Origin of the sequence: Sphingomonas sp. Root710, assembly GCF_001429065.1 — a bacterium.
Taxonomy (GTDB): domain Bacteria; phylum Pseudomonadota; class Alphaproteobacteria; order Sphingomonadales; family Sphingomonadaceae; genus Rhizorhabdus.
Map to the genome: position 1 here is coordinate 490,714 of NZ_LMIB01000012.1, position 25,258 is coordinate 515,971.

The window sequence follows — 25,258 nt, forward strand, 5'->3', positions numbered from 1 at the left end:
ACCATCCATCAAATCGCGGAAGCGCGGGCCTATAAGGGGCTTGTCCCGACTTTGCAACCATCGACGTTGGCCATGGGGGGAACCCGGCTCCCCGCTCACGGGTTTCATCGGGTCATGGTAGTCGAACCGCATCCGCCGATCGAGGCGCCGCTGGAAGCGCCGGAGCCCAAAAACAGGGCGGTCCCGCCGCGCCGTGATCCCGCCAGCTGGACGCTGGCCGCGGGATTCGCGGTGGTTGCGACGATCATCGGCCTGATCGTTCTCGCCTGGTTCGTCCTCTTCGTGACGAAAGGACGCTTTCTGAAGCCGACCTTCGAATCGGTCGCCAGCCGGCTGGCCGAGCGCCAGGTGAAGGTCGCGGGCGACTTCCAATTCTATTTCGACATCATCGACGCGCGCTTCGTTGCGGACGGCCTCACCATTTCCAACCCCGGCTGGACGAGCAAACCGAACTTCTTCGAGGCCCGGCACATCGCAGCACGGATCGACACGATCTCGACCGTGTTCGGCAAACGCAAGGCCGACTGGCTCGTCCTCGACGGTGGCCGGGTCGACGCCGAATGGGATGCAAAGAAGCGCAACACCTGGACCTTCGGCGATCCGAACCAAAAGGGCGAGCCCTTCCAGTGGCCCGTCATCGGCCGCGCCAACATCACCAATACCGAGGTCCGCTATATCGACCCGGCCATGTATCTGCGCACCGATATCAAGGTCGGCGACATTGCTGCGGGCGATACGAAGATAGACGGCAAGGTGCCTTTCACCGGCACCGGCACGCTGCGCAACAAGCCCTTCACGATGTATGGCGCGCTGCTCTCGCCCAATTCGACCGTGACCTTCGGCCGCACCAATTTCGAGATGCATGCCAAGTCGGGCGCGACCTATCTCGACGTCAACGGCGTCCTGCCCGCCGCAACCCAGATCGAGGGTTCGGACCTCAATGTGAAGGTGCGCGGGCCGAACATCCGCCAGCTGTTCGATTTCCTCGGCGTCGCGGCACCAGATACCCGCGCCTACTGGTTCACGTCCAAGCTGACCAAGGCGAGCGGCGAATGGCGCTTCACGCGGATCAACGGCCGCTATGGCGCAAGCGATCTGCACGGCAAGATGACGATCAGCTTCCCCAAGGAGCGGCTCTTCCTCGACGCCGTGCTTGATTCCAATCTCGTCGACATCATCGATGTCGGGCCGTTCATCGGTTATGCGCCGCAGGCGCTGGCAACGCAGGGTGTCGTGGCGGCGGTCGCACAGACTGGCGGCACGCCCCGCATCCTGCCCGACGCGCCGCTGCGCATCGAATCGATCCGCAATTATGACGCGCATATCCTCTATAAGGTGAAGGACTTCCGGAACCCGAAATTCCCGATCTCGAACGTCAACCTGACCTTCGACCTGAACAACAGCCTCATGAAGCTGTCGCCCTTCACCTTCGACATAGCTGGCGGGCATCTCGCGTCGGACATCAGCATCAACGCGCGCGTGCCCGCGGTTTTGACGGACTATGACATCCGCCTGTCGCCGACCCCGATGGGCAAGCTGCTGGCGGGTTTCGGGGTCGATCAGGCCGGAACCACGGGCACGATTAAGGCGCGGATAAAGATGAGCGGCACCGGCGACACGCTGCGCGATTCGCTCGCCACGTCGAATGGCCGCATTGCCATCATCCTGCCCAAGGGCACCTTCTGGACCCAATATATCCAGCTGTCGGAATTCGACCTGGGCGTGTTCGTGCAGAAGCTGCTGCAGGACAAGCTGAAGAAGCCGGTCGAGATCAATTGCGGCCTGCTGGGCTTCACCGTACGCAACGGCGTCGCGGCTGCGGACCCCATCCTGATCGACACCGACAAGAATGTGATGACCGCAAAGGGCGGCTTCAGCTTCAAGGATGAATCGCTCGACATGAGCTTCCGCGCCGACGCGAAGAAGTTCAGCCTTTTCTCCGGCCAGTCGCCGGTGGGCATCAAAGGCTATTTCGCAGAGCCGGGCATCAACATCCTTAGCCCGCAACTCATCGCGCGCGGCGGCGTCGGCCTTGGCCTCGGGATCGTCGCCAGCCCCCTCGCTGCCGTTCTGGCCTTCGTCGATATCGGCGACGCCAAGTCGGCGGCCTGCGGTCCGGTGCTCGCAGGCGCCCAGGCGAGTGCGATGCGCACCAAGAGCGGCAAGCCGCGCAACGACGTCGGCAGGGTGAGCGAGAACCGCCAGCAGGCGGGCGACCGCAAGCAACCGACCAGCCTCGACGAAAAGGTAGGGCTGAAGAAGTGAAGCCGGTTACCCGTTGAGCAGCGCCGCGATCTGCTCGACCAGCGCCGGATCGCCGGCAGCGATGACCTGACCGGGGCTGGTTGCGTCGAGCGGCCTGCCCTGCCAGTCGGTCATCCTTCCACCCGCGCCTTCGACCACCGGGATCAGCGCGGCGAAGTCATAAAGCTTGAGACCCGACTCGATCACTGCGTCGAGATGCCCCGACGCGACGAGCCCATAATTGTGGCAGTCGCCGCCCCACAGCGTGTCGCCCGCCTTGGCGCACACCCGCTCGAAATGCGTCAGATCGGCCGCCGGGAAAGCCGCGGGCGACGTGGTGCCGAGATGCGCGCTGGTAAGCGCCGAACAGCGCCGCGTCTGCGCGGGCGCGCCGTTGAACTGGGTGACATGCCCCCGCGCGCCCACCCAGCGGTCGCCGATGATCGGCTGGTCGATCACGCCCAGCACCGGCTGCTGTTCTTCGACCAGGGCGATCAGCGTGCCGAACAGGGGCCGGCCCGCCACGAAGGCGCGGGTGCCGTCGATCGGATCGAGCACCCATACGCGCGCGGCGTCTTCGCGCTCATTGCCATATTCCTCGCCGATAATGCCGTCGGCCGGCCGCTCGGCGTTTAGGATCCTGCGCATCGCCGCCTCGGAGGCGCGATCGGCCTCGGTCACCGGCGACGCGTCCGGCTTGGTCTCGCGCTCGAACCGAGCGCGGAAGAAGGGCCGGATCGCTTCCCCGGCCGCGTCGGCGAGCCGCTGGGCAAGGGTGATGTCTTCATTGGTCATGCTGGCGTCATCCGCGAGCACGATGCAAAGTGCAAGCATCCCGGCGGCGATCCTTCAGTCGACCGTTGCGCCGATCGCCCAATAATGACACCCTGTCGGCAGGGCAGCACAGGACGGCGCGGGGCCGATGGATTTCAACCGCGAGGTGAGCGTAATTTCGGCCAGCCCGCTGGTCGACGATGTGCTGCGCCAGCTATGCGAGCTTACCGGCATGGGATTCGCCGCCGTCGCGCGGGTCACCGAGCATCGCTGGATCGCATGCCAGATCCTGGACAAGATCGAGTTCGGCCTGAAGCCGGGCGATGAACTGACGATCAGCACGACGATCTGCGACGAAATCCGCGATAGCGGGGAAGCCGTGTTCATCGACTGCGTGGCCGACGCTCCTGTCTGGCGCGCGCATCCGACGCCAGTGCTCTACGGTTTCCAGAGCTATGTGTCGCTCCCGCTCCGCCGCGCCGATGGCAGCTTCTTCGGCACGCTCTGCGCGATCGATCCGAGACCGCAGAAGATCGACACGCCCGAGCTGCGGCGCGCGATCCAGCGCCTCGCCGACCGCGTAGTGGCGTTTCTCGATCGCGAGCTGCGCGCAACATCCAGCGCGCTTTGATGGGGTCGGCACTCGGCGGGCCGACCTGCCGTGGCCACAATTCGGTCGAGGAGAATATAATGACCGCGCCGCCAGGATTCGCCACCGTCACGCCCTATATCTTCGTGGACGAGGCCGATGCCTTGGTCGCCTTTTTGATCCGGGCGCTAGGCGGAGAGGAGGTCGGCGTCCATTACCGGCCTGATGGCGCGATCGCCAATGCGCAGGTCCGGATCGGCAATGCGACGATCATGGTCAGTGAAGCGAGCGGCGCCTATCCGGCGATGCCCGCGTCCTACTACCTGTATGTCGACGACGCCGATGCCGCGATGGCACGGGCGATCGAAGGCGGCGCGACTGAGATCATGCCGGTCGACGACATGCCCTATGGCGACCGTCAGGGCGGCGTCCGCGACCCGCACGGCAATATCTGGTGGATCTCGCAGCGCCTGAGCGACGCTGCTTATTATTGAATCAATCGAACAGCGACGACACCGAGCTTTCGTCGGCGATGCGCTTGACCGCCTCGCCCAGCAACGGGGCGATGGTCAGATGGCGGATCTTCTTCGCTTCGGCCACCGCCGGGGGGGCGCCGATCGAATCGGTGATCACCAGTTCGAGCAGTTCGGATCCCTCGACGCGGGCCACCGCGCCACCCGAGAGCACGCCATGGGTGACATAGGCGACGACGTCCTCGGCGCCCGCCTGGCGCAGCGCCGCGGCGGCGTTGCACAGCGTCCCCGCCGAATCGACGATATCGTCGACCAGGATGCAGAAGCGGCCGCGCACGTCGCCGATGATGTTCATCACTTCGGACTCGCCGGCGCGCTCGCGGCGCTTGTCGACGATCGCCAGCGGGGCGTTGTCGAGCCGCTTGGACAGCGCGCGGGCGCGGACGACGCCGCCGACGTCGGGCGACACCACCATCAGGTTGCGGCCGCCGAAGCGCGCCTGGATGTCGGCCGACATCACCGGCGCGGCATAGAGGTTATCGGTCGGGATATCGAAGAAGCCCTGGATCTGCCCGGCATGGAGATCGACCGAGAGGACGCGGTTGGCTCCCGCGGTCTCGAGCAGGTTGGCGACCAGCTTGGCCGAGATCGGCGTCCGCGGTCCGGGCTTCCGGTCTTGGCGGGCATAGCCGAAATAGGGGATGACCGCGGTGATTCGCCGCGCCGACGAGCGCTTCAGCGCGTCGATGCAGATCAGCAGTTCCATCAGATTGTCGTTCGCCGGATAGCCGGTCGACTGGATCACGAACACGTCCTCGCCACGCACATTTTCGTGGATTTCCACGAAAACCTCCTCGTCGGCGAACCGGCGCACGCTGGCGTCGGTCAGCGGCAGTTCGAGATAGGCTGCGATCGCCTTGGCGAGCGTCTGGTTCGAATTGCCGGTGAGAAGCTTCATGAAATGGATCCCCGTGACGGTCTGTCCCCGTTTCGCGGCCTCTTAGGGTTCAATGTCGATCATCGCAATGGCCGGGATGGCACCTACGGCGAAGTGACTATATGACGCGCCGCATGATCGTCACCCGTTTCGCGCCATCCCCGACCGGAAGGCTTCACGTCGGCAATATCCGCACCGCGCTTCACAACTGGATGTGGTCGCGGAAATGGGGCGGGCGCTTCCTGCTCCGCCTCGACGATACCGACGTCGAACGATCGACCGCGGAAAATGCCGAGGCGATCCAGACCGATCTCGCCTGGCTCGGCCTTTCCCCCGATGACGCTGTCCGCCAATCGGACCGCTTCGCACTGTACGAAGCGCGGTTCGAGGAATTGCGCGGGGGCGGCCATGTCTACCCCTGCTATGAAAGCGCTGAGGAGCTCGAGCTCAAGCGCAAGATCCTGGCTGGGCGCGGCTTGCCGCCCATCTATGATCGCGCTGCGCTCGCGCTCAGCGATGCCGAACGCGCTGCTTTCGAAGCCGAGGGCCGCCGCCCGCACTGGCGCTTCAAGCTCGATCATGACAGTTCGATCCACTGGGACGACTTGATCCGCGGTGTCCAGCATCTCGATCCGAAGCTGCTGTCCGATCCGGTGATCCGCCGCGCCGACGGGAGCTGGCTCTACATGCTGCCCAGCGTCATCGACGATATCGACATGGGCGTCACCCATGTCGTGCGCGGTGAGGATCATGTCACCAACACCGGCCTTCAGCTGCAGATGTTCGCCGCGCTCGGCGCACCTGCGCCGGCCTTTGCGCATGAGGCGCTGCTGGTGGGGAGCGAGGGCAAGCTGTCGAAGCGGCTCGGATCGCTCGGTTGCGACGCCTTCCGCGACGAAGGCATCGAGCCGGTCGCGCTGATCGCGCTGCTCGCCCGGATCGGCACCAGTCTGCCGGTCGAACCGGTGACGGTCCCCGAGACGCTGCTCGACAGCTTCGACTTCGCCCGCTTCGGCCGGGCGCCCGCGCGGTTCGATCTCGACGAGCTCAAGGCGCTCAATGCCCGCATCCTGCACATGCTGCCCTATGGCGCGGTCGCCGATCGCCTGCCCGCCGGCATGGACGAAGCGGGGTGGGAGGCGATCCGCCCCAATCTCTCCACCGTCGACGAAGCAGCCGACTGGTGGGCGGTGGTGGTCGATGCCCCCGATACCGCGATCGCGGATGAGGATCGGGCCTATCTGGCGCAGGCCGCCGCGATTGCTGACGGCGCGGATTGGAATGATGGCATTTGGAAAGCGCTGACCGGCGCGCTGGCCGCCGAGACCGGGCGCAAGGGCAAGCCGCTGTTCCTGCCGCTGCGCCTCGCTCTCACCGGCCGCGAGCATGGGCCCGACATGAATGCCCTGCTGCCGCTGATTGGCCGGGAACGGGCGGTCGAGCGGTTAAAGGCGGCTGCGGGCTGAAACGCGCCATAATATAATCGTCATGCCGGACTTGTTTCAGCATCCACTCTTCAACGCGAGCGCCGCTCCCGTGGCGCGGTGGATCCTGAAACAAGTTCAGGATGACGGTCGATTTTGATGATGGGCCCTCACGCAAAGGTGATGCGGTCAGGCCGGCGTCTTCCAGCTGACCTTGTCGCCTTTGGCGATGCCATTGGCCGCGGCACCCCCGCCGATGATCTCGAGCACCGCCGACACCGGCTCACCCGAATCCACCGGTTCGAGATTTTCCGGGATGGTGTTCGCCGCGATGCGGGCGATGGTTCCGTCGGGACGGATGAAGATCATGTCGAGCGGGATGTAGGTATTCTTCATCCAGAAGCTCGCCGGGCGCGGTGGGGTCATCGGGAAGATCATGCCGCCATGATCGGGCAAGCTCGTGCGATACATCAGCCCGCGCGACTGCTCCTGCGGGGTGATCGCCACTTCGACCTTGTAATGGACAGTGCCTTTCGCAGTGCGGATGTCGAGCGGCACGAGCCGGACACCGTCCTGTTGCTCGGTCTTTTCGGTGGGGCGGGCGGCCGTAGGCCCGCAGCCGGCGATGCCGAGCGATACGAGCGCGATCGCGCCCAGCAGCCGTACCGACATGGCCATGATCAGTCGGCGATCAGTTCGACCGCGAGCGGGCCCTTGCGTCCCTCGGCGATGCGCGCCCGCATCCGCATTTCGGGCACCAGATCGGCAAGGCCGGCGCGGCGCACGGTTTCCATGTGGATGAAGATGTCCTGCGTCTCGCCCTCGCGTACGAGGAAGCCATAGCCCTTGAGCCGATTGAACCATTTGACGATCACCGCCTCGGCATCGCCCGCATTGTCGATCAACTGGATCGGATCGACCCGGTCGGCATTGCGCTTGGCGATCAGGTCGGGATCCGGGCCGGTCGCGGTCGACAGGTCGATCGCGAGAATCCGCCGCGCCTGCAGGCCACGATCGCGTGCGATCACCTCGCATGCGATGCGTGCGCCCTCGGGCAGCGTGCGGCGGCCATGGTCGCGCAGAACCGAGAAGTGGACGAGGACATCGCCCTTGTCGCCATCGGTGGCAATGAAGCCGAAACCACGAGTGGCATCAAACCATTTGACCGCCCCCACAACGGTCTCGGCGGGTTCGCCTGCAGCCATCGACACGCGTTCCTGATCACTATCCAGGCTGACGTCGCGCAACGTTACAGACGCAACAGACTTTTCATTCATGTCCAGACACCCGCTGCTTGCGCAGCCTTTTAACATATAGCACCGCTGAAACGAAGCTATTCTGACTCCCCGACACGCTGCCATCGCCCGGAATTGCGTATTGATCAATATTCTTCTTCGTCGGGCTCGCCGCTCAGCACACGCAGCAAGAGGTCCATCGGATGCCCGGCGCGCGCCATCGCGGCGATCCAGCGGCGTTTTTCCGCCGGATCGGGCGTCCGTCCGGCGAAAGGCCCGATCCTTTTGCGCCGGGCGTAGCGCATCGCCGCTTCCTCGGCCTCGTCACCGATCCGATCGCGCAATTCACCCGCGACGTCCTCCGCGATGCCGGCGGCGCGCAACGCTGCATCGATCCGCCGCGCGCCATAGCCGCGCCGCAGCAGCGAATCCGCACGCGCGCCGGCAAAGGCCCGGTCATCGACATAGCCCCGCTCGCTGAACCGCTGGACCAGCGCCTCGACCGGGGCCGCGCCGTCCCCGGCCCAACCGCGCTCGCGCAGCTTGCGGCGCAGATAGGCGGCCAGCTTCGCCCGGGTCGTGGCATAGCGAGCGGCATAGTCGAGCGCGGCGCGTTCGAGCGCCGCGGCGTCATAGGGCGTCGATGTTTTGGGGGCGGATCGTGGCATGCGCCATGATTGTGCCACAGTCGGGCCGGATTTTGAACGCGGGCCTGCGCGAAGGCTCCCGGATTGCAAGGCTGCCCGGCGGCCGCGGGCGGCCCCATAAGGGGGCTCTGCGATGCTGGACCGGGTGGACGACGCTTCGAGATTGCAGAGGAATGACACTATAATGGCATTGGTGCCAACGCCGACAGTGGACGCGCTGCCGCGCCGTTTCGCCGATTTCGAGACCTTGGGCGCCGCTCTGGATTATGCCGCGACCGGCAGCCGCGGGCTCAATTTCCACGACGCGCGCGGAACCCTGGTCCAGCCCTATCCCTATGCCCAGCTGCGTAACGACGGCCTCGCCAACGCGCGCCGCCTGATCGCCGCCGGCATCGCGCCGGGCGACCGGATCGCGCTGGTCGCTGAAACGGGCCCGCATTTCGCCGCGCTGTTCTTCGGCGCGATCTATGCCGGCGCCTGGCCGGTGCCGCTGCCGCTGCCCACCTCGTTCGGCGGCAAGGACAGCTATATCGACCAGCTCACCGTGCAACTGTCGAGCTCGGACCCCAAGATGTTCTTTTATCCGGCCGAGCTGGCGGAAATGGCGCACGCCGCCGCCGAGCTGCGCGGCGTCGAAGGGCTGAGCTACGAGGCGTTCGAAACGCGCGAGGCGGGTGATGCGGTCCTGCCGCAGGCGTCGCCCGACGATATCGCCTATCTCCAATATTCGAGCGGATCGACCCGCTTCCCGCATGGCGTCGCGGTCACTCACCGCGCGCTGCTCAACAATCTCGCCGCCCATTCGCACGGCATGCTGGTGGAGCCCCAGGACCGCTGCATCAGCTGGCTGCCCTGGTACCATGACATGGGGCTGGTCGGCTGCTTCCTGTCGCCGATCGCAAACCAGGTTTCGACCGATTATCTGAAGACCGAGGACTTCGCGCGGCGCCCGCTCGCCTGGCTCGACATGATCAGCCGCAACGAGGGCACGACGATCAGCTATTCGCCGACCTTCGGCTACGATATCTGCGCGCGCCGCATGTCGAGCCAGACCAAGGCGTCGGACCGTTTCGACCTGTCGCGCTGGCGGCTCGCCGGCAACGGCGCCGACATGATCCGTCCCGACGTGATGCAGGCCTTCGTGGACGCCTTCGCCGAGGCCGGTTTCAAGGCAAGCGCCTTCCTGCCGAGCTACGGCCTCGCCGAAGCGACGCTGGCGGTGTCGATCATGCCCCCCGGCGAGGGCATCGTCGTCGAACTGGTCGAAGAAACCCAGCTGTCGGGCGGCGACCATAATCAGGATCGCCCACGCCGCTTCCGCGCAATCGTCAATTGCGGCAAGCCGGTGCGCGACATGAGCGTCGAGATACGCGACGACGACGGATCGGTTTTGCCCGAAAAGATGATCGGCAAGCTGTGGGCCAAGGGCCCGTCGATCATGCAGGGCTATTTCCGCGACCAGGAGGCGACCGACGCCTGCATGGTCGACGGTTGGCTCGACACGGGCGACATGGCCTATATCTCGAACGGCTATATCTTCATCGTCGGCCGCGCCAAGGACATGATCATCATCAACGGCAAGAACCACTGGCCGCAGGACATCGAGTGGGCGGTCGAGCAGCTGCCGGGCTTCAAGGCGGGCGACATCGCCGCCTTCGCGATCACCACCCAGGGCGGCGAGGAAACCCCGGCCGTCCTCGTCCAGTGCCGCACCTCGGATCCCGCGGAGCGCGCGCGCCTGCGCGACCAGATCCGCGAGAAGGTCCGCGCGATCACCGGCATGCACTGCGTTGTCGAACTGGTGCCGCCGCGGACCCTGCCCAAGACCAGTTCGGGCAAGCTCAGCCGCGCCAAGGCGCGCAACCTCTATCTGTCGGGCGAAATCCAGGGCTACGACATCGCGGCGTGAGCGGGCGGATTTGGTGGGGCAGACAGTGGGCAAGCGGTTGACGATCTTCGCCGTCGCCCTCGCCCTGTCGAGCGCAGCCACCGCTGCTCCGCTCGATCCGCTCGGCGATCCCGCGCAGTTCCAGCGCGACGTGGCCGAGCTCAACCGCAAGCCGCTGCCCGATGGCGAGCCGCTCGCCCGTGTGGTCGGCGCTGCGGTGGCGGTCGATGCGCGCCAGCGGGGCCGCTGCACGCCCAACAAGATCAGCATCGGCGCGCTGTCGCCGGTCACGCTCGATGGCATGATCACCTCGATGGTCGCCGCCGGGCAGATCGAGAATGCCTGGCTGACCGCGGTCAAGCTCGACGATTGCCCGCCTGCCGCGCCGATCCGGGTGCTGCTGCTGCGGATGGCCGACGGCGTGGCGCTGCAGGGAATCTTTGCCGGACAGGGCGAAAGCCTCGCCTGGCCGACCCTCGCCCGCGAAGCGCTGAAGGCGACCGTGCCGCATGCCGTCAACGCGCTGCGCCGCGCCGATCCCGCCTGCGCACCAAAAGACCTGACCGCGACCGACGTGAAGGTGGCCGACCGCAGTCCCGACCTCGGGCCCGACGTCTATGGCCTGCGCCTGAAAGGCTCGTGGCGCGAAATCTGGACCTTCGAACCCTGCGGCCACCGCATCACCGTGCCCATCAGCTTCACCGCCAATGGGACTGGCGGCGCATCCTGGGATATAGACGGCGGCGGCATAGTCTATGTGCCTTGAGGGATCGGGGCGAGGCGGGAGCCCCCTTTCGGCGATGCCGAAACCATGAAAGCCTTCAACCCCTTGCACTCGCCCGCACCCACCGCTATGTGCCCGCTCTCTCGGACCCGGAGGAGTGTAGCTCAGTTGGTAGAGCATCGGTCTCCAAAACCGAGGGCCCACGGTTCGAGTCCGTGCACTCCTGCCATTCCGATGGCGATTGGGTAAGGCCAACGGGGTCGAGAAAACGAGGTCAAGGTCCGCGGCCGCAAGGCTGAAAAGCGGACTGAGGCCTCGTGTCGTTATTTGGGAAGCTTTGGCGGGCTCCGGCTCGTCAACTTGGTGGTAGGCGAGGACGTGGCGAAGACTTCACCCGGCGAGTTCATCCGGCAGGTCAGGGCAGAGACGGCGAAAGTCGTCTGGCCGACCCGCAAGGAGACCGTGACGACCACCATCATGGTGGGCATCATGACACTGCTGCTGGGCCTGTTCTTCTTCGGCCTCGATCAGGCCTTCGCGGCGATCGTGAAGTTCCTGCTCTCGCTGCTCGGTTAAACGGAGAACGTGGCGTTCATGGCGCGCTGGTACATCATTCACGCCTATTCGGGCTTCGAGAACAAGGTGCGGGAATCGATCCTGGCCGACGCCGCGCGCATGGGGCTGGAGCAGCTTGTCGAATCGGTCGAAGTGCCGACCGAGAAGATCACCGAGGTCCGCCGCGGCAAGAAGATCACCTCCGACCGCAAATTCTTCCCCGGCTATGTGCTGGCCAAGCTCAGCATGAACGACGACGTCTATCACCTGGTGAAGAACACGCCAAAGGTGACGGGCTTCCTCGGATCGATGGGCAAGCCGCAGCCGATCAGCGAGGCCGAGGCCGCGCGCATCCTGAACACCAAGGAGGAAGCCGCTCAGGCAGCCCCCAAGGCAAAGCTGAAGGTCGATTACGAGATCGGCGATCAGGTCAAGGTGCTCGACGGTCCGTTCGCGAGCTTCAACGGCGTCGTCGAGGAACTCGACTTCGACCGCAGCCGCGTCAAGGTGTCGGTGTCGATCTTCGGCCGCGCCACCCCGGTCGAGCTCGAGTTCGAGCAGGTCGAACGCGTCAAATAAGTTTCCGGTTAGAACCGGGAAATGGGCCCCTTTCAGGGGTCCGACATTGCGGGAGGCGTTCTTTCGGGAAGGCCGCATGGACCGCTAAACTTGAAAGAGAGTGAAACATGGCAAAGAAGATCACGGGCTATATCAAGCTCCAGGTGCCCGCTGGAAAGGCGAATCCGTCGCCGCCGATCGGCCCCGCGCTCGGACAGCGCGGCGTCAACATCATGGATTTCTGCAAGGCGTTCAACGCGCAGACCGGTGATCAGGAAGTCGGCACCCCGCTTCCCACCGTCATCACCGTCTATGCCGATCGCTCGTTCAGCTTCGTCACCAAGACGCCGCCCGCCAGCTACCTCATCAAGAAGGCCGCGAACCTGAAGTCGGGCTCCAAGGAGCCGGGCAAGGTGGTCGCAGCCAAGATCAAGCGTTCGCAGCTTTCCGCGATCGCCGAGATCAAGATGAAGGACCTGAACGCCAACGATATCGAAGCGGCGACCCGCATCATCGAAGGCAGCGCCCGCGCGATGGGCCTCGAAGTGGTGGAGGGCTGATAAGATGGCCAAGCTCAGCAAGAAGCAGAAGAACCAGGCTTCGTCGGTCGACGCCAACAAGCTGTACGACATCGATGCGGCGATCAAGCTCGCCAAGTCCAACGCCACGTCGAAGTTCGACGAGACCATCGAGGTCGCGCTGAACCTGGGCGTCGATCCGCGCCACGCCGACCAGATGGTCCGCGGCGTCGTGACCCTGCCCAAGGGCACCGGCAAGGACGTTCGCGTCGGCGTGTTCGCGCGCGGCGCCAAGGCTGACGAAGCCAAGGCCGCCGGCGCCGAAGTCGTCGGTGCGGAAGACCTGCTCGAGACGATCCAGGGCGGCACGGTCGATTTCGACCGCTGCATCGCGACCCCGGACATGATGGGCCTCGTCGGCCGCCTGGGTAAAATCCTGGGTCCGAAGGGCCTGATGCCGAACCCCAAGCTCGGCACCGTCACCATGGACGTCGCGGGCGCCGTCAAGGCGGCCAAGGGCGGCCAGGTCGAGTTCCGCGTCGAAAAGGCCGGCATCATCCACTCGGGGATCGGCAAGGCCAGCTTCCCGGCGGAAGACCTGCGCGCCAACTTCGACGCCTTCGTCGACGCGATCGTCAAGGCGAAGCCGACCGGCGCCAAGGGCAAATATGTCAAGAAGGCCGCCGTCAGCTCGACGATGGGCCCGGGTGTCAAGATCGACACCGCCGACCTCGGCGTCTGATCTCTCCCGGCGTCCGTCCGCAAGGACGGGCTGAACAAGGAACCGCGGTGGAGCCCCTGCTCCGCCGCGGTTTTTTATTCCTCCCCGTGCCGGGGAGGAATTAAGCGTCGGAATTCCTTACACAACCCCCGCCTTGCAAACGATCGCAACGCAAAAAATTGCCAGAAATCAGCCATTTATTAAAACTGGCACGCTTCTGGCTTTAATCTTTTGTGAACCCGCTGTTGGGGGCTCGCTGGGGCCGAGGTGGGGGGAGGTTGATCCGATGGCGAGTACCGCATTCCGGGGGGTTATTGCGCTGTTTGCCGCCATTGTGATCGCCTCTCCCGCCTGGGCCCAGCTGGGGGCGCTTCAGGCATGGTTGCAGAATGTTCCGCAACCGAGTGCGCTTGTCGTGTTCCTGATCGCGGTGGCCGGCTTGTTCGTCGGCCGCCTCGCGAGCCGAAAGCGGCGGGATCCGTAAGTTTGCGTTAGTATTTTTGCGTCCGAGTTTGCGTATTCCCCTGTAGCGTTGCTGTGCGTAATCGGCCCCCGCCCGCCCTCACCGGCCCCTATCGGTGAATGGCGGGCGGGGGTTGCTTTATGTATGCGCGGTGCCGGCCCGCTCCCCCGCCCAACCTCCCGATATATTACGCTGGATCGGGAGGTTGGGCGGGGGAGCGGGCCGGCACCGCGCGTTTCAGCTCTGCTGAAACAAACCAAGCATTGACCTCTTCCGCCGGGCAGGCTTGAAGCGGCGCATGACCGCCACCCTCGAACAGCTCGAATCGACCATCGCGGCCCGCCGCGACGCCGACCCATCGGCCTCCTATGTCGCATCGCTCTTCGCCAAAGGCATGCCCAAGATCGCGCAGAAGCTGGGCGAGGAAGCCGTCGAGACGGTGATCGCGGCGATGGCGGGCGACGCCAAGGCGGTGACCAGCGAGGCCGCCGACCTGCTGTTCCACCTCACCGTGCTGCTCGCGGCGGCGGGGGTGCCGCTCGCCGATGTAATGGCCGAACTCGAACGGCGCGAGGGCCGGTCCGGGCTCGACGAGAAAGCCTCGCGGCCGAAAGGATAGGACTCCCATGCCGATCGACGCCACCCTGCCCTATGACGACGGCAATATCTTCGCGCGCATACTGCGCGGCGAACTGCCGTCGAAAAAGGTCTATGAGGACGAGTTCGCCCTCGCCTTCCACGACATCAACCCGCAGGCCCCGGTCCATATTCTGGTGATCCCAAAGGGCCGCTACGTCTCATGGGACGACTTCACCGCCAAGGCAGACGATCGCGAGGTCGCCGGCTTTATCCGCGCCGTCGGCCATGTCGCGCGCGAGGCGGGACTGGTGGAGCCCGGCTATCGCCTGCTCGCCAATATCGGCGGCCATGGCCATCAGGAGGTCCCCCACCTCCACGTCCACATTTTCGGCGGCCGTCAGTTCCGCGAAATGATCCCGCCGCCGCGCGGCTGAACGCTGCGGCGACGCTGCGCAGCAAAGCCCGGAAATCCGCGCTCCAGGCGGCGATGACGGCCAGCCGGAGTCGAGGGCCATTTCGTTCACGCGCAATTCTGTTGCGCACGGCGAATTAGCGGTTAGGCTCCGCTCCCCATGACCGGCCGCGTGCAGAAGCCCGGCCAGACAAGGGAACTCCGCATGATATTTGGGCGCGTAAAACCACTCGACGCCATTCTCGCCACCGCCGCGAAGAAATCGCTGCACCGATCGCTAGGCCCCTTCCAGCTGACCATGCTGGGCATCGGCGGCATCATCGGCACCGGCATCTTCGTTCTCACCGCCGAAGCCGCGCAAAAGGCCGGCCCCGGCATGATCCTCGCCTTCGTCATCGCCGGCTTCGTCTGCGCGGTGGCGGCATTCTGCTACGCCGAAATGGCGGCGATGGTCCCGGTTTCGGGGTCCGCCTACACATACAGCTATGCCGTGATGGGCGAACTGGTCGCCTGGATGGTCGGCTGGGCGCTGGTCCTCGAATATGCGATCGCGGCGGGTGCAGTCTCGGTCGGGTGGTCGGGATATGTCGTCGGATTGTTCCAGTCGCTCACCGGCATAACCGTGCCGAAAGCTCTGGTTCTGGGCCCGATCGACGGCGGCCTGATCAACGTGCCGGCGATGATCATCGCGCTGCTGGTCACCTGGCTGCTGGTTCTCGGCACCAAGGAGAGCGCGACGGTCAATGCGGTGCTCGTCGGTATCAAGGTCGCCGCGCTGACGCTGTTCGTCGTGCTGGCGCTGCCGGTGATGAACATGAACAATTTCGATCCTTTCGCGCCGCTCGGCTTCGCCGGCATCTCGGCGGCGGCGGCATCGATCTTCTTCGCCTATGTCGGCTTCGACGCGGTCTCGACCGCGGCCGAGGAAACCAAGAACCCCCAGCGCAACATGCCGATCGGACTGATTGCGTCGCTTGGCATCTGCACGATCTTCTACATGCTCGTCGCCGCCGGCGTGATCGGCGGGGTCGGTGCGCAGCCGATGCTCGACGCCGCCGGCAACGGCATCCCCACGGGATCGAAGGAGCTTGCCGCCGCCTGTTCGGCGATCGGCGACGCCAAGGTGGTCTGTTCGAAGGAGGCGCTGGCCTGGACCCTGCGCGAGATCGGATGGCCGCAGATCGGCAACCTGCTCGGTCTGGCCGCCGGTCTGGCGCTGCCTTCGGTCATCCTGATGATGATGTTCGGGCAGACCCGCATCTTCTTCGTGATGAGCCGTGACGGCCTGCTTCCTGCAGTCTTTTCTAAAGTCCATCCGCGTTACAGGACGCCGCATGTCGTGACCATCATGACCGGTATCTTCGTCGCGATCTTCGCGGCGCTGTTCCCGGTCGGGGCGCTGGCGGACATCTCCAATTCGGGCACGTTGTTCGCCTTCGCGGCCGTGTCGATCGCGGTGCTGGTGCTGCGCAAGACCGACCCGAGCCGCAATCGACCGTTCCGCACTCCGGCGATCGCCATCGTCGCACCGGTGTCGATCATCGGCTGTCTCTATCTGTTCTTCAGCCTGTCGACCTACACCATCACGCTGTTCTTCAGCTGGGCGGCGCTCGGGCTGCTGGTCTACTTCCTCTATGGCTATCGCAAGAGCCATCTGGGCCGGGGCGTCGTCGAGGTGCACGAGACCGATAGCGACGTGCCCCCGCAGCCGGTGCCGCCGATCGAATAAGACCGCAGCTCCTGCGCAAGGATCGGGCTCGGCGAAAGCCGAGCCCTTTCTGTTTCAGGCGCTGCGCAGCCGCTTGTCGATCAGTGCCGCCAGATCCTCGCCATCGGGCAGGCGGGGCCCCATCAGGCCGATGATCCGGCCCGCCGCGATCGATCCCATCCGCAGGCTGGTGGGCAGATCGCGCCCCTGCGCGAACCCGGCGAGAACCCCGGCGGCGAACAGATCGCCCGCACCGGTCGTGTCGACGATCGGCCCCAGCGGCTCGGCCGGCGTCTCGTACCGCTTGCCCCCGTCCACCGCGATCGCCCCATCGGCCCCGCGTGTCGCGATCAGCAGCGGGACGCGGGCCGCCGTCCAGTCGACGCCCGCCTCGAAATCGGCGAGCCCGCTCAGCTCGGCGAGTTCGCCTTCATTGGCGAAGAGGATATCGACCAGCCCGCCGCCCAACAGGGCGACGAAATCGTCATGATGCTGGCGGACGCAGAACTCCGACGAGAGGGTGAATGCGGTGCGCCTGCCATGCGCGCGCGCCACTTCCAGCGCCTTGACCGACGCCGCACGCGGCTCGGGCGTGCGCCACATATAGCCTTCGGTGTAGATGATCGCCGCATCGGCCGCGATCGACGCGTCGAAGGCGGCGGCGGGCAGATATTCCGACGCGCCGATCGCGGTGTTCATCGTGCGATGTCCATCAGGACTGACGATGATCAGGCAACGGCCGGTGGGGGTGTCGATCGGCGGCAACGGAAAGTCGATCCCGTTCGCCGCCATATCATCGGCGAACAGACGGCCCAGCCGGTCGTCGCCTACCTGCCCGACAAAGGCGAGGCGCAAGCCCAACCGCGCGAGCGCCGCCATGCTGTTCGCCGCAGAGCCGCCGCAGACCTCCTCGCACATCCCCATCGCCTGATGGAGCAGCACCGCGCGATCGGGGGCGATCGGCTGCATCACGCCGCGCGACAGGCCCTGCGCCGCGACGAAGGCGTCGTCCTTGTGGCAAAGCACGTCGACCAGCGCATTGCCGATCGCGATGATGTCATAGCGGGGAGCGGGCATCGCCGCCCCCTAGCTGAGTCCGCCCCGCAGGCAAAGCCACTCGACGACACTGGCTTGCGCTCGGGCCGCAATAATGCTGACGGTCGCCGCATGACCTTGCACCGCATCTCGGCCTTCGCGCCGATCGCCCTGCTTGCCGCCTGCGGCCCGGCCCAGAATGCCCGCGTCGCCCACACCCCCCCGCCACCGGTCCGCACTGAAGCCGGACTCGACCGCGTGCTGGGCAAGGACCTGCGCGCGCTGATCAGCCTGTTCGGCACACCCAATCAGGACATCCGCGAGGAGCCCGCCCGCAAGCTGCAATATGCCAGCTCGGTGTGCGTGCTCGACGCCTATCTCTATCCGCCAGGGCCCGGCCGCGAACCGCTCGTCACCCATGTCGACGCGCGGCTGCCCACCGGAGAGGACATCGACCGCGCCTCGTGCATCGCGGCCTTGGTGCGGCGGAAAGAGGCTAGGTAGTTTCCAACCCGTCACCCCGGACTTGATCCGGGATCCCGCTTCTTCCTCGAACTTAGACAAGAAAAGTGGTGAGGGTTACGCCTCCACCCCGTCCAATGCCGCCGCCAGTTCGTCGAGCCACACTTTCGCATTGCCGTCCGACGGCGCGCGCCAGTCGCCGCGCGGGGAGAGCGCGCCGCCGCCCGACACCTTCGGGCCGTTGGGGATCGCCGAACGCTTGAACTGGCTGATCGTGAAGAAGCGGAACAGGAACTTCTCCAGCCAGTGCCGGATCGTCGCCAGCGAATAGCTGTTGCGCAGCTCGGCGGGGAAACCGGCGGGCCACGGCCCGGCGTCGACGTCCTTCCAGGCATGCCAGGCGAGGAAGGCAATCTTCGACGGCTTCAGCCCCAGCCGGATGACATGGTGGAGGAAGAAGTCGTTGAGCTCATAGGGACCGACCTTCGATTCGGTGCTCTGGATAGCGCCGCTTTCATCGGCGGGAACGAGCTCGGGCGAAATCTCGGTGCCGAGGATCGCGGTGAGCACCTCGTCGGTCGCGGCGTCGAACTGATCGGTCGCGACGCACCAGCGGATCAGATATTGGATCAGCGTCTTCGGCACGCCCGCATTGACGCCATAATGGCTCATATGGTCGCCGACGCCATAGGTGCACCAGCCGAGACCAAGTTCGCTGAGATCGCCGGTGCCGACGACGAAGCCTTCATTCTGGTTGGCCAGCCGGAACAGATAATCGGTGCGCAGGCCCGCCTGCACATTTTCGAAGGTGATGTCGTAGACCGGTTCGCCGCCCGCGAAAGGATGACCCATATCCCCGAGCATCTGCCGTGCGGCCGGGCGGATATCGATTTCCGCGGCGGTGATGCCGAGCGCCTTCATCAGCGCCCAGGCATTGCCCTTGGTCTCCTCACCGGTCGCGAAGCCCGGCATGGTATAGCCGAGGATCGTGGTGCGCGGCAGGCCGAGCCGGTCGCACGCCTTGGCCGCGACGATCAGCGCATGGGTCGAATCGAGCCCGCCCGAAATCCCGATCACCATCGTCTTGCCGTGGGTCGCGGTGAAGCGCTTCGCCAGTCCCTCGACCTGGATGTTGAAGGCCTCGTAGCAGTCGGCGTCGAGCTGCGCGCGGTCCGCCGGCACGAACGGGAAGCGCGCGACCGGCCGGCGCAAGCCAACATCGGCGAAGTCGGGCTGGTGCCGGAAGGCGATGGTGCGGAAATAGGTCTCGGGGTGGCCGTTGGCGGCGGCGCAATCGTTGAACGTCCCCATCCGCATCCGTTCGAGCCGCAAGCGCGACACGTCGACATCGGCGGCGATAAGTTCAGGGTCCATGCCGAAGCGGCTCGATTCGGCAAGCACCGTGCCGAGTTCGTGAATCATCGCCTGCCCGTCCCAGGCTAGGTCGGTGGTGCTTTCGCCGGGCCCGCTGGCCGAATAACAATAGGCGGCGACCGCGCGCATCGATTGCGCGGCGGCTAGCAGCGCGCGGTCACGCGCTTTGCCGATGATGATGTTCGACGCCGACAGGTTGCACAGGATCAGCGCCCCGGCCATCGCGCCTGCGGTGGAGGGCGGCAGCGGCGCCCAATAATCCTCGCAGATCTCGGCATGGAAGACGAAGTCGGGCAGGTCGGCAGCGGCGAAGATCAGGTCGGGGCCGAAGGGGACGCTTTGCCCGCACAATTCCATCTCCAGCCCGTGCAGCCCCTCCCCCGCCGCGAACCAGCGCTTCTCATAATATTCGCGGTAATTGGGCAGGAAGCTCTTGGGCACGACGCCCAGGATGCGGCCCCGCGCCACGGCGACCGCCGTGTTGTACAGCCGCCCGTTGCGGCGGACCGGCGCACCGATGAGCAGCACCGGGCGAAGATCGGCGCTCGCCGCGACGATCGCCGCCAGCTCGGCCTCGACCCGGTCGAGCAGGGCGTCCTGCAGATGAAGATCATCGATCGCGTAAGAGGACAGCGCCAGCTCGGGCAACACCAGCAGATCGACGCCCTGTCCGTCGGCCTGTCTGGCCAGCGCCAATATCCCCGCCGCATTGGCGGCGACGTCGCCCGCGCTCGCCGCCGGGGTTCCCGCGCCGACGCGCACAAAGCCGTGCGTGTGGATCGATCGAAAATTGGTCACGCCGGGCATTCAGGCTCTCGCAGGCTGCTGTCGTTCCGCCCCAATAGAGGAAGGAACGCGCAAGCGCCAATGCGGAGCCCCGACGACGGTCGTGGACGATCAGTCCGCCGCGGTGATGCGGTTACGGCCGTCCTGCTTGGCGCGATACAGCGCGGCGTCGGCGCGCTTCAGAATCGAACCCGGCGAATCCTGGATGTTCAGGGTCGCGATACCTCCCGAGAAACTGAGCCGTCCGAGCGATTGGCCGGTGTGGGTGACCTTCAGCTCGCGCGCTGCGATCGCCGCGCGGATCTTGTCCAGAATCGTTACCGCATCGGCGGCAGCGGTCCGCTCGAACACCAGGACGAACTCCTCGCCGCCATAGCGCGCGGCGAAGATGTCGTTGTTCGCGGGACGGCCCAGCGAGGAGCCGACGAACTTGATCACCTCGTCGCCGATCTGATGGCCATGGGTGTCGTTGAATATCTTGAAATGGTCGATGTCGCAGATCGCCAGCGCGAGCGGCGTACCATTGCGGCGCGCGGTCTCGAAGGCGCTGCGCAGATGATGGTCGAAGGCGCGGCGATTCGGCAGGCCGGTCAGCGGATCGCTGTTCGCCTTATGCTGCGCCGCCGCCAGATCCTTGCGCATCGCGCTCATCTGCAATTCGGTGCGGCGCAGATCCTCTTCGGCCGACTGCGCCTTGTCGATCATCTGGCGGGTCAGCTCGACCAGCGTTTCGACCGAGACCACCGGCGAGGCGCTCTTCGCGAGGCCCGCCGCTTCGCTTTCCAGCGCGGCGCCATAATCGCGCGCGTCATCGCCGGTACGCGCTAGGATCGCCGACATCTGTTCGAGATACCCCTGGGCGTCGGTCGCGATTCGCGACAGCTCGTCGGTCGACAGGCCCGAATCGAGCTTGGCCGAGATCGCGGCGGTGACCGCCTCGTTAAGGCCGCCATCCTTGGCGATCGCGCGGTCGATCATCGCATTGAGCTCGCCGTCGCGGCCCGACAAGTAACGATGGCACAGCTCGAAATTGGCCGGAGACGGCTCCAGCCCATGATCGAACAAAAGCTTGCCGATCATGTCATAGAGCCGGCGCCACTCGTCGCGTTCGGCTGACTTTTCGGCTATTCGTTCTTCGCGCACCGTTGCACCCCTGATCTCAGCGGCGACCGATAGCGCGAGATTCGATACATCCGGTTAATGCGCCCCGGTAATTTTACGGGGTCAGGCGCGCCAGCGGCCCGTCTCCATCCAGGCCAGGAGCGGCTTCAGCGGCAGGATCCAGACGATTCCGGCGATCGTGTAGATCACCGCCTGCACCAGCATGTGCAGCTGTCCGATCCAGGGGGAGGCGGTGGCGACGATCACCGCCCATATGAAAATGATCAGCAAGATCAGAAAGATGCCGACAGGCTTGCGCCAGCTGGGTTCGATCATCGCGGCCTTGTCCCTTCGCTAACGCCGGCTTCGGTGACGACCGCATCGAGCGGCACGTCCCATGGGTCGCAGGCTATGACGGGGCGCCGCTGGATCGACCAGCATAATCCAATTTTTTTTACCTCCGGGTGCGCGGCGAAAGCCCGATCGTAAAAGCCCGCCCCCTGGCCGAGTCGCGCCAGCGTCGAGTCGAAGCCGAGCAGGGGCGCGACGACCGCGTCAGGATAGACCTCCGTAGCGTCACCGCGCGGCTGGATCAGCCCGCGCCATCCGGTTTCCAGCGGATCGCCGGGCATCCAGGCCAGGAAGCGCATGGGGCTCTGGCGGTCTTCGACATGAGGCAGCGCGATGGTAGCACCCCGCGCCGCGGCGGCGGTGATGGCAGCGCCGCAATCGAGTTCGCTGCCCAGCGCATGATAGAAGGCGATGCAGGACGCGCCATCGAGCAGCGGCGCGAGATGGGCAGCGGCGCCCGCTTCGAGTCGCCCTCGCTCGCCTGGCGCCAGTCCCAATATGAACGCATCGCGCGCGGCGCGCAGTTCGGCCCGCAAGGCCGCCTTGGCGGGGTCACTCATCGGGCCGGCTCATCGATGAAAGGGTGGCGGGACCGCCATGGTCGTTGCTGGAATATCCTCTGACGCCGAAAGCATCAGGTGGGGACCATATGCATCGGACCAGGGTCCGAACAGGGACAGCCCCCATAGGAAGTGAATCGCCTCAGGGATGTTCGCTCAGCTCGTGCCGGGCAGTACCCGCCGCCGACATATGTAGGCGCTGGGGCGGCGTTGCTCAAGGGCGACCTTATCCCCCCTCCCTGCCAAGGGAGGGGAAGGGGGTAGGTTTCGCCGTCCATTATGCGGCGATACAGGGCGGACCAACCCACCCCTAACCCCTCCCTTGGCAGGTAGGGGGATGCCGTCACTCCCCCGTGCGCTCCAGCTGGTTCGCGAGCCGCTCGACCCGTTCGGCGATGCGTTCGATCGCGACGGCATAGGCGGGATCGGGCTCCGCCTCGGCGCCGCTTTCATTACGCGCCACCGCCGCCGCGCCGCGCATATCGTTGAGTTCGTCGGCGATCAGCAGCGCCGAAAGGAGCAGGGTGCGCGCCTCGGTCATCTCGCCCAGTGCGCCGGTGATCTCCTCGGCCTTTACGTCGACCATGCGGACGAGCGCGCGGAGATGATCCTCCTCGCCGTCGCGGCAGCTGAGCTTGTAGCGGCGGCCCGAGACCGACACCTCGACATCGGCCATCAGTCGCTCCCCAACAGGCGGTCGATCCGCTCGATCGCCGATTCGGTCGCCTCGCGCAGCGTGCGATGCCGCTCGGCCAGGCGGAACAGCGCCTCGCTCTCGTCATGGCCGAAGGGCGGCGGCGCGGACTCGATTCCGGCCTCGACGCGCGCGAGGGCGCGTTCCAGGCGGCCGAGGGCCAGTATGAGGCGGCGGTCAGTCATCGACTCGAAGGAATAGCAGCCTCGTTCCGGCCCGCAAGGGAGCGGCACTTTTTGCTTCCATTCACATGGTAGTGCGGTGCCAGCCCGCTCCCCGCCCAACCTCCCGATATCATATCCTGGATCAAGCGGTTGGCCGGGGGAGCGGTCTGGCACCGCCGTTTCGGCGAACGCCGAAACCCGCCAACGGTTGACGATGTCGCTCCGGCACGACAAAGGGTCCGCGCGAGCAGGATATGCGCCTGTTCGCCGATCCCGCCGGTCTGCACAAAGGTTTCCTATGACGATTGCATCGAAGCAGCTCGCCAATGCCATCCGCGCGCTGTCGATGGACGCGGTGCAGGCCGCCAATTCGGGTCACCCCGGCATGCCGATGGGCATGGCCGACGTCGCGACCGAGCTGTTCACCAAGCATCTGAAGTTCGATCCCGCACAGCCGAAATGGGCCGATCGCGACCGCTTCGTGCTGTCGGCGGGCCATGGCTCGATGCTGATCTACGCACTGCTCAACCTGACCGGCTATGCGCGCCCGACGATCGAGGATATCGCCAATTTCCGTCAGTTGCACAGCCCGTGCGCCGGCCATCCCGAGAATTTCGAACTGGCCGGGGTCGAGGCGACGACGGGTCCGCTCGGCTCGGGCCTCGCCACCGCGGTCGGCATGGCAATCGCCGAGCGTCATCTGAACGCCGTGTTCGGCGACGATCTGGTCGATCACCGTACCTGGGTGCTGGCCGGGGACGGCTGCCTGATGGAAGGCATCAACCATGAGGCGATCGGCCTGGCCGGGCATCTGAAGCTCGGCAAGATGATCGTGCTGTGGGACGACAACCGAATCACCATCGACGGCGCGGTCTCGCTCAGCTCGTCGGAAGACGTGCTCGCCCGCTATGCCGCGACCGGCTGGCACACCGTCAGCTGCGACGGCCATGATCCGGCCAGCATCAATGCCGCGCTCGAAGCGGCCAAGGCCGATCCGCGTCCGTCGATCGTCCAGTGCACCACGATCATCGGCTATGGCGCGCCCAACAAGCAGGGCACCTCGGCCACCCACGGCGCGGCGCTGGGCGCCGACGAGGTCGCGGCGACCCGTGAATTCCTCGGCTGGACCGCCGAACCCTTCGTCATCCCCGAGGATATCAAGGCCGCCTGGCTCGAAGCTGGCGCACGCGGCGCACCGGTCCGCAGCGCTTGGGAAGCGAAGCTCGTCGCATCGAAGGACCGCGCTGAATTCGAGCGCCGCATGGCGGGCAAGCTGCCCGAGAGCTTCTCGCTCGGCGCCTATCTGAAGGACCTGATCGCCAATCCGCAGAAGGTTGCGACCCGCAAGGCGTCCGAAATGGTGCTGGGCCCGATCAATGAGCAGATCGCCGAGACGATCGGCGGCTCCGCCGACCTGACCGGATCGAACAATACCAAGACCAAGGCGCAGGCACCGCTGACCGCCGACGATTATGCCGGCCGCTATATCTACTACGGCATCCGCGAGTTCGGCATGGCCTGTGCGATGAATGGCATGGCGCTGCATGGCGGCGTCATCCCCTATGGCGGCACCTTCCTGGTCTTCTCCGACTATTGCCGCGCCGCGATCCGCCTGTCGGCGCTCCAGCAGCAGCGCGTCGTCTATGTGATGACGCATGATTCGATCGGCCTGGGCGAGGACGGCCCGACCCACCAGCCGGTCGAGCATCTGATGAGCCTGCGCGTGATGCCGAACCTCGATGTCTATCGCCCGTGCGACGTGATCGAGACCGCCGAATGCTGGGCGCTGAGCCTTGAGAAGGCCGACGGCCCGTCGCTGCTCGCGCTGTCACGCGAGGGCCTGCCGCAGCTGCGTACCAACATCAGCGAGAATTTCTCCGCGAAGGGCGCCTATCGCCTCAAGGCCGCCGAAGCCCCGCGCAAGGCGGTGCTGATCGCCAGCGGTTCGGAGGTCGAGATCGCGCTCGCCACCGCGAAGAAGCTCGAAGAAGCCGGCCATGGCGCCGACGTCGTCTCGATGCCCAGCTGGGAGCGCTTCGACGCACAGCCCGAAAGCTATCGCGACGAGATCCTGCCCGACGGCGTCCTGCTCGTCTCGATCGAAGCCGGCACGACGATTGGCTGGGAACGCTATGTCGGCCGCAAGGGCCTGCGCTTCGGCCTCGACGGCTTCGGCGCGTCGGCCCCGGTGAAGGCGCTCTACGATCATTTCGGCCTGACCGCCGACAAGCTGGCCCCGCAGATCATCGGGGCTCTGGCCAACTGAATTTGGGGCGGCACCC

Annotated in this window: 28 protein-coding genes and 1 tRNA gene; 17 read left to right on the forward strand and 12 right to left on the reverse strand. The window is 65.7% G+C overall.

Features of this window, described 5'->3' with window-relative positions:
* The first annotated feature begins 114 nt into the window (after positions 1-114).
* Positions 115-2,265 carry an AsmA family protein gene (locus tag ASE00_RS12235; RefSeq protein WP_056380588.1) on the forward strand — a complete coding sequence of 717 codons (2,151 nt, stop codon included), beginning with the start codon at positions 115-117 and terminating at the stop codon, positions 2,263-2,265.
* A 6-nt stretch (positions 2,266-2,271) separates the two neighbouring features.
* Here ASE00_RS12235 and hisN read toward each other — a convergent pair whose 3' ends face one another.
* Positions 2,272-3,039 (reverse strand): histidinol-phosphatase, encoded by a 768-nt coding sequence (hisN, locus tag ASE00_RS12240; RefSeq protein ID WP_056381627.1) that lies wholly within the window; start codon positions 3,037-3,039, stop codon positions 2,272-2,274.
* Between the two features lie 127 nt (positions 3,040-3,166).
* Between hisN and ASE00_RS12245 the strand changes: the two genes are divergently transcribed.
* Together ASE00_RS12245 and ASE00_RS12250 are read left to right on the forward strand one after the other, a co-directional pair.
* Positions 3,167-3,649: a GAF domain-containing protein gene (locus ASE00_RS12245; protein WP_056380589.1), complete on the forward strand. Its 483-nt coding sequence runs from the start codon at positions 3,167-3,169 to the stop codon at positions 3,647-3,649.
* A gap of 59 nt (positions 3,650-3,708) precedes the next feature.
* Entirely contained in the window at positions 3,709-4,101 is a 393-nt protein-coding gene (locus ASE00_RS12250; protein ID WP_056381630.1) for a VOC family protein, read from the forward strand.
* A 1-nt stretch (position 4,102) separates the two neighbouring features.
* Here the strand turns inward: ASE00_RS12250 and ASE00_RS12255 are convergent, their stop codons facing one another.
* Positions 4,103-5,038 (reverse strand): ribose-phosphate pyrophosphokinase, encoded by a 936-nt coding sequence (locus ASE00_RS12255; RefSeq protein WP_056380592.1) that lies wholly within the window; start codon positions 5,036-5,038, stop codon positions 4,103-4,105.
* A gap of 113 nt (positions 5,039-5,151) precedes the next feature.
* Between ASE00_RS12255 and gltX the strand changes: the two genes are divergently transcribed.
* Positions 5,152-6,483: a glutamate--tRNA ligase gene (gene gltX, locus ASE00_RS12260; protein ID WP_056381631.1), complete on the forward strand. Its 1,332-nt coding sequence runs from the start codon at positions 5,152-5,154 to the stop codon at positions 6,481-6,483.
* A gap of 147 nt (positions 6,484-6,630) precedes the next feature.
* Here gltX and ASE00_RS12265 read toward each other — a convergent pair whose 3' ends face one another.
* The 3 genes from ASE00_RS12265 to ASE00_RS12275 form a co-directional block, all read right to left on the reverse strand.
* A complete protein-coding gene (locus ASE00_RS12265; protein ID WP_056380593.1) occupies positions 6,631-7,119 on the reverse strand; it encodes a DUF192 domain-containing protein in 489 nt (162 codons plus the stop codon).
* 2 nt (positions 7,120-7,121) lie between these two features.
* Entirely contained in the window at positions 7,122-7,718 is a 597-nt protein-coding gene (locus tag ASE00_RS12270) for a cold-shock protein (protein WP_056380595.1), read from the reverse strand.
* Between the two features lie 104 nt (positions 7,719-7,822).
* Positions 7,823-8,344: a regulatory protein RecX gene (locus ASE00_RS12275; RefSeq protein WP_235538649.1), complete on the reverse strand. Its 522-nt coding sequence runs from the start codon at positions 8,342-8,344 to the stop codon at positions 7,823-7,825.
* Between the two features lie 163 nt (positions 8,345-8,507).
* Here ASE00_RS12275 and ASE00_RS12280 point away from each other — a divergent pair, with 163 nt between their 5' ends.
* The 11 genes from ASE00_RS12280 (at position 8,508) to ASE00_RS12330 (ending at position 16,470) form a co-directional block, all read left to right on the forward strand.
* Positions 8,508-10,232 (forward strand): fatty acyl-AMP ligase, encoded by a 1,725-nt coding sequence (locus ASE00_RS12280; RefSeq protein WP_056380598.1) that lies wholly within the window; start codon positions 8,508-8,510, stop codon positions 10,230-10,232.
* Between the two features lie 13 nt (positions 10,233-10,245).
* Entirely contained in the window at positions 10,246-10,977 is a 732-nt protein-coding gene (locus ASE00_RS12285; RefSeq protein ID WP_156405404.1) for a hypothetical protein, read from the forward strand.
* A gap of 111 nt (positions 10,978-11,088) precedes the next feature.
* Positions 11,089-11,164 (forward strand) — tRNA-Trp (locus ASE00_RS12290).
* A gap of 149 nt (positions 11,165-11,313) precedes the next feature.
* Positions 11,314-11,511, forward strand: coding sequence for a preprotein translocase subunit SecE (gene secE, locus ASE00_RS12295; RefSeq protein WP_056381634.1), 198 nt, complete (start codon positions 11,314-11,316; stop codon positions 11,509-11,511).
* Between the two features lie 18 nt (positions 11,512-11,529).
* Complete coding sequence (gene nusG, locus ASE00_RS12300) at positions 11,530-12,069, forward strand: transcription termination/antitermination protein NusG (RefSeq protein WP_056380603.1); 540 nt, start codon at positions 11,530-11,532, stop codon at positions 12,067-12,069.
* A 107-nt stretch (positions 12,070-12,176) separates the two neighbouring features.
* On the forward strand, positions 12,177-12,608 hold the full coding sequence (gene rplK, locus ASE00_RS12305; RefSeq protein WP_056380605.1) for a 50S ribosomal protein L11: 432 nt from the start codon (positions 12,177-12,179) through the stop codon (positions 12,606-12,608).
* Positions 12,609-12,612: 4 nt separating this feature from the next.
* Positions 12,613-13,308 carry a 50S ribosomal protein L1 gene (rplA, locus tag ASE00_RS12310; RefSeq protein WP_056380606.1) on the forward strand — a complete coding sequence of 232 codons (696 nt, stop codon included), beginning with the start codon at positions 12,613-12,615 and terminating at the stop codon, positions 13,306-13,308.
* A 265-nt stretch (positions 13,309-13,573) separates the two neighbouring features.
* Positions 13,574-13,771 (forward strand): hypothetical protein, encoded by a 198-nt coding sequence (locus ASE00_RS12315; RefSeq protein ID WP_056380609.1) that lies wholly within the window; start codon positions 13,574-13,576, stop codon positions 13,769-13,771.
* A 277-nt stretch (positions 13,772-14,048) separates the two neighbouring features.
* A complete protein-coding gene (locus ASE00_RS12320) occupies positions 14,049-14,369 on the forward strand; it encodes a phosphoribosyl-ATP diphosphatase (protein ID WP_056380611.1) in 321 nt (106 codons plus the stop codon).
* 7 nt (positions 14,370-14,376) lie between these two features.
* Positions 14,377-14,763 (forward strand): histidine triad nucleotide-binding protein, encoded by a 387-nt coding sequence (locus ASE00_RS12325; protein WP_056380613.1) that lies wholly within the window; start codon positions 14,377-14,379, stop codon positions 14,761-14,763.
* Between the two features lie 183 nt (positions 14,764-14,946).
* Positions 14,947-16,470 (forward strand): amino acid permease, encoded by a 1,524-nt coding sequence (locus tag ASE00_RS12330; protein WP_056381636.1) that lies wholly within the window; start codon positions 14,947-14,949, stop codon positions 16,468-16,470.
* Between the two features lie 54 nt (positions 16,471-16,524).
* Here the strand turns inward: ASE00_RS12330 and ASE00_RS12335 are convergent, their stop codons facing one another.
* Positions 16,525-17,526 (reverse strand): adenosine kinase, encoded by a 1,002-nt coding sequence (locus ASE00_RS12335; RefSeq protein ID WP_056380614.1) that lies wholly within the window; start codon positions 17,524-17,526, stop codon positions 16,525-16,527.
* Positions 17,527-17,616: 90 nt separating this feature from the next.
* On the opposite strand from ASE00_RS12335, the gene ASE00_RS12340 reads away from it, so the two are divergent.
* Positions 17,617-17,988 (forward strand): hypothetical protein, encoded by a 372-nt coding sequence (locus tag ASE00_RS12340; RefSeq protein WP_056380615.1) that lies wholly within the window; start codon positions 17,617-17,619, stop codon positions 17,986-17,988.
* Positions 17,989-18,063: 75 nt separating this feature from the next.
* Here the strand turns inward: ASE00_RS12340 and ASE00_RS12345 are convergent, their stop codons facing one another.
* The 6 genes from ASE00_RS12345 to ASE00_RS12370 all read right to left on the reverse strand — a co-directional run bounded on the left by ASE00_RS12345 (position 18,064) and on the right by ASE00_RS12370 (position 22,997).
* The gene (locus tag ASE00_RS12345; protein ID WP_414819848.1) at positions 18,064-20,118 is read right to left on the reverse strand and encodes an NAD(+) synthase; all 2,055 of its coding nucleotides are present in this window, start codon (positions 20,116-20,118) and stop codon (positions 18,064-18,066) included.
* A 99-nt stretch (positions 20,119-20,217) separates the two neighbouring features.
* Positions 20,218-21,249, reverse strand: coding sequence for a sensor domain-containing diguanylate cyclase (locus ASE00_RS12350; RefSeq protein ID WP_056380618.1), 1,032 nt, complete (start codon positions 21,247-21,249; stop codon positions 20,218-20,220).
* A gap of 81 nt (positions 21,250-21,330) precedes the next feature.
* Positions 21,331-21,543, reverse strand: coding sequence for a DUF2842 domain-containing protein (locus tag ASE00_RS12355; RefSeq protein WP_056380622.1), 213 nt, complete (start codon positions 21,541-21,543; stop codon positions 21,331-21,333).
* The gene (locus ASE00_RS12360) at positions 21,540-22,118 is read right to left on the reverse strand and encodes a 5-formyltetrahydrofolate cyclo-ligase (protein ID WP_056380626.1); all 579 of its coding nucleotides are present in this window, start codon (positions 22,116-22,118) and stop codon (positions 21,540-21,542) included. Before ASE00_RS12360 ends, ASE00_RS12355 begins: the two co-directional genes overlap by 4 nt.
* A gap of 343 nt (positions 22,119-22,461) precedes the next feature.
* On the reverse strand, positions 22,462-22,794 hold the full coding sequence (locus tag ASE00_RS12365) for a cell division protein ZapA (RefSeq protein ID WP_056380628.1): 333 nt from the start codon (positions 22,792-22,794) through the stop codon (positions 22,462-22,464).
* Positions 22,794-22,997 (reverse strand): hypothetical protein, encoded by a 204-nt coding sequence (locus ASE00_RS12370; RefSeq protein ID WP_056380630.1) that lies wholly within the window; start codon positions 22,995-22,997, stop codon positions 22,794-22,796. Before ASE00_RS12370 ends, ASE00_RS12365 begins: the two co-directional genes overlap by 1 nt.
* A 277-nt stretch (positions 22,998-23,274) precedes the next feature.
* On the opposite strand from ASE00_RS12370, the gene tkt reads away from it, so the two are divergent.
* Positions 23,275-25,242 carry a transketolase gene (tkt, locus tag ASE00_RS12375; RefSeq protein WP_056380632.1) on the forward strand — a complete coding sequence of 656 codons (1,968 nt, stop codon included), beginning with the start codon at positions 23,275-23,277 and terminating at the stop codon, positions 25,240-25,242.
* Positions 25,243-25,258 lie beyond the last annotated feature (16 nt).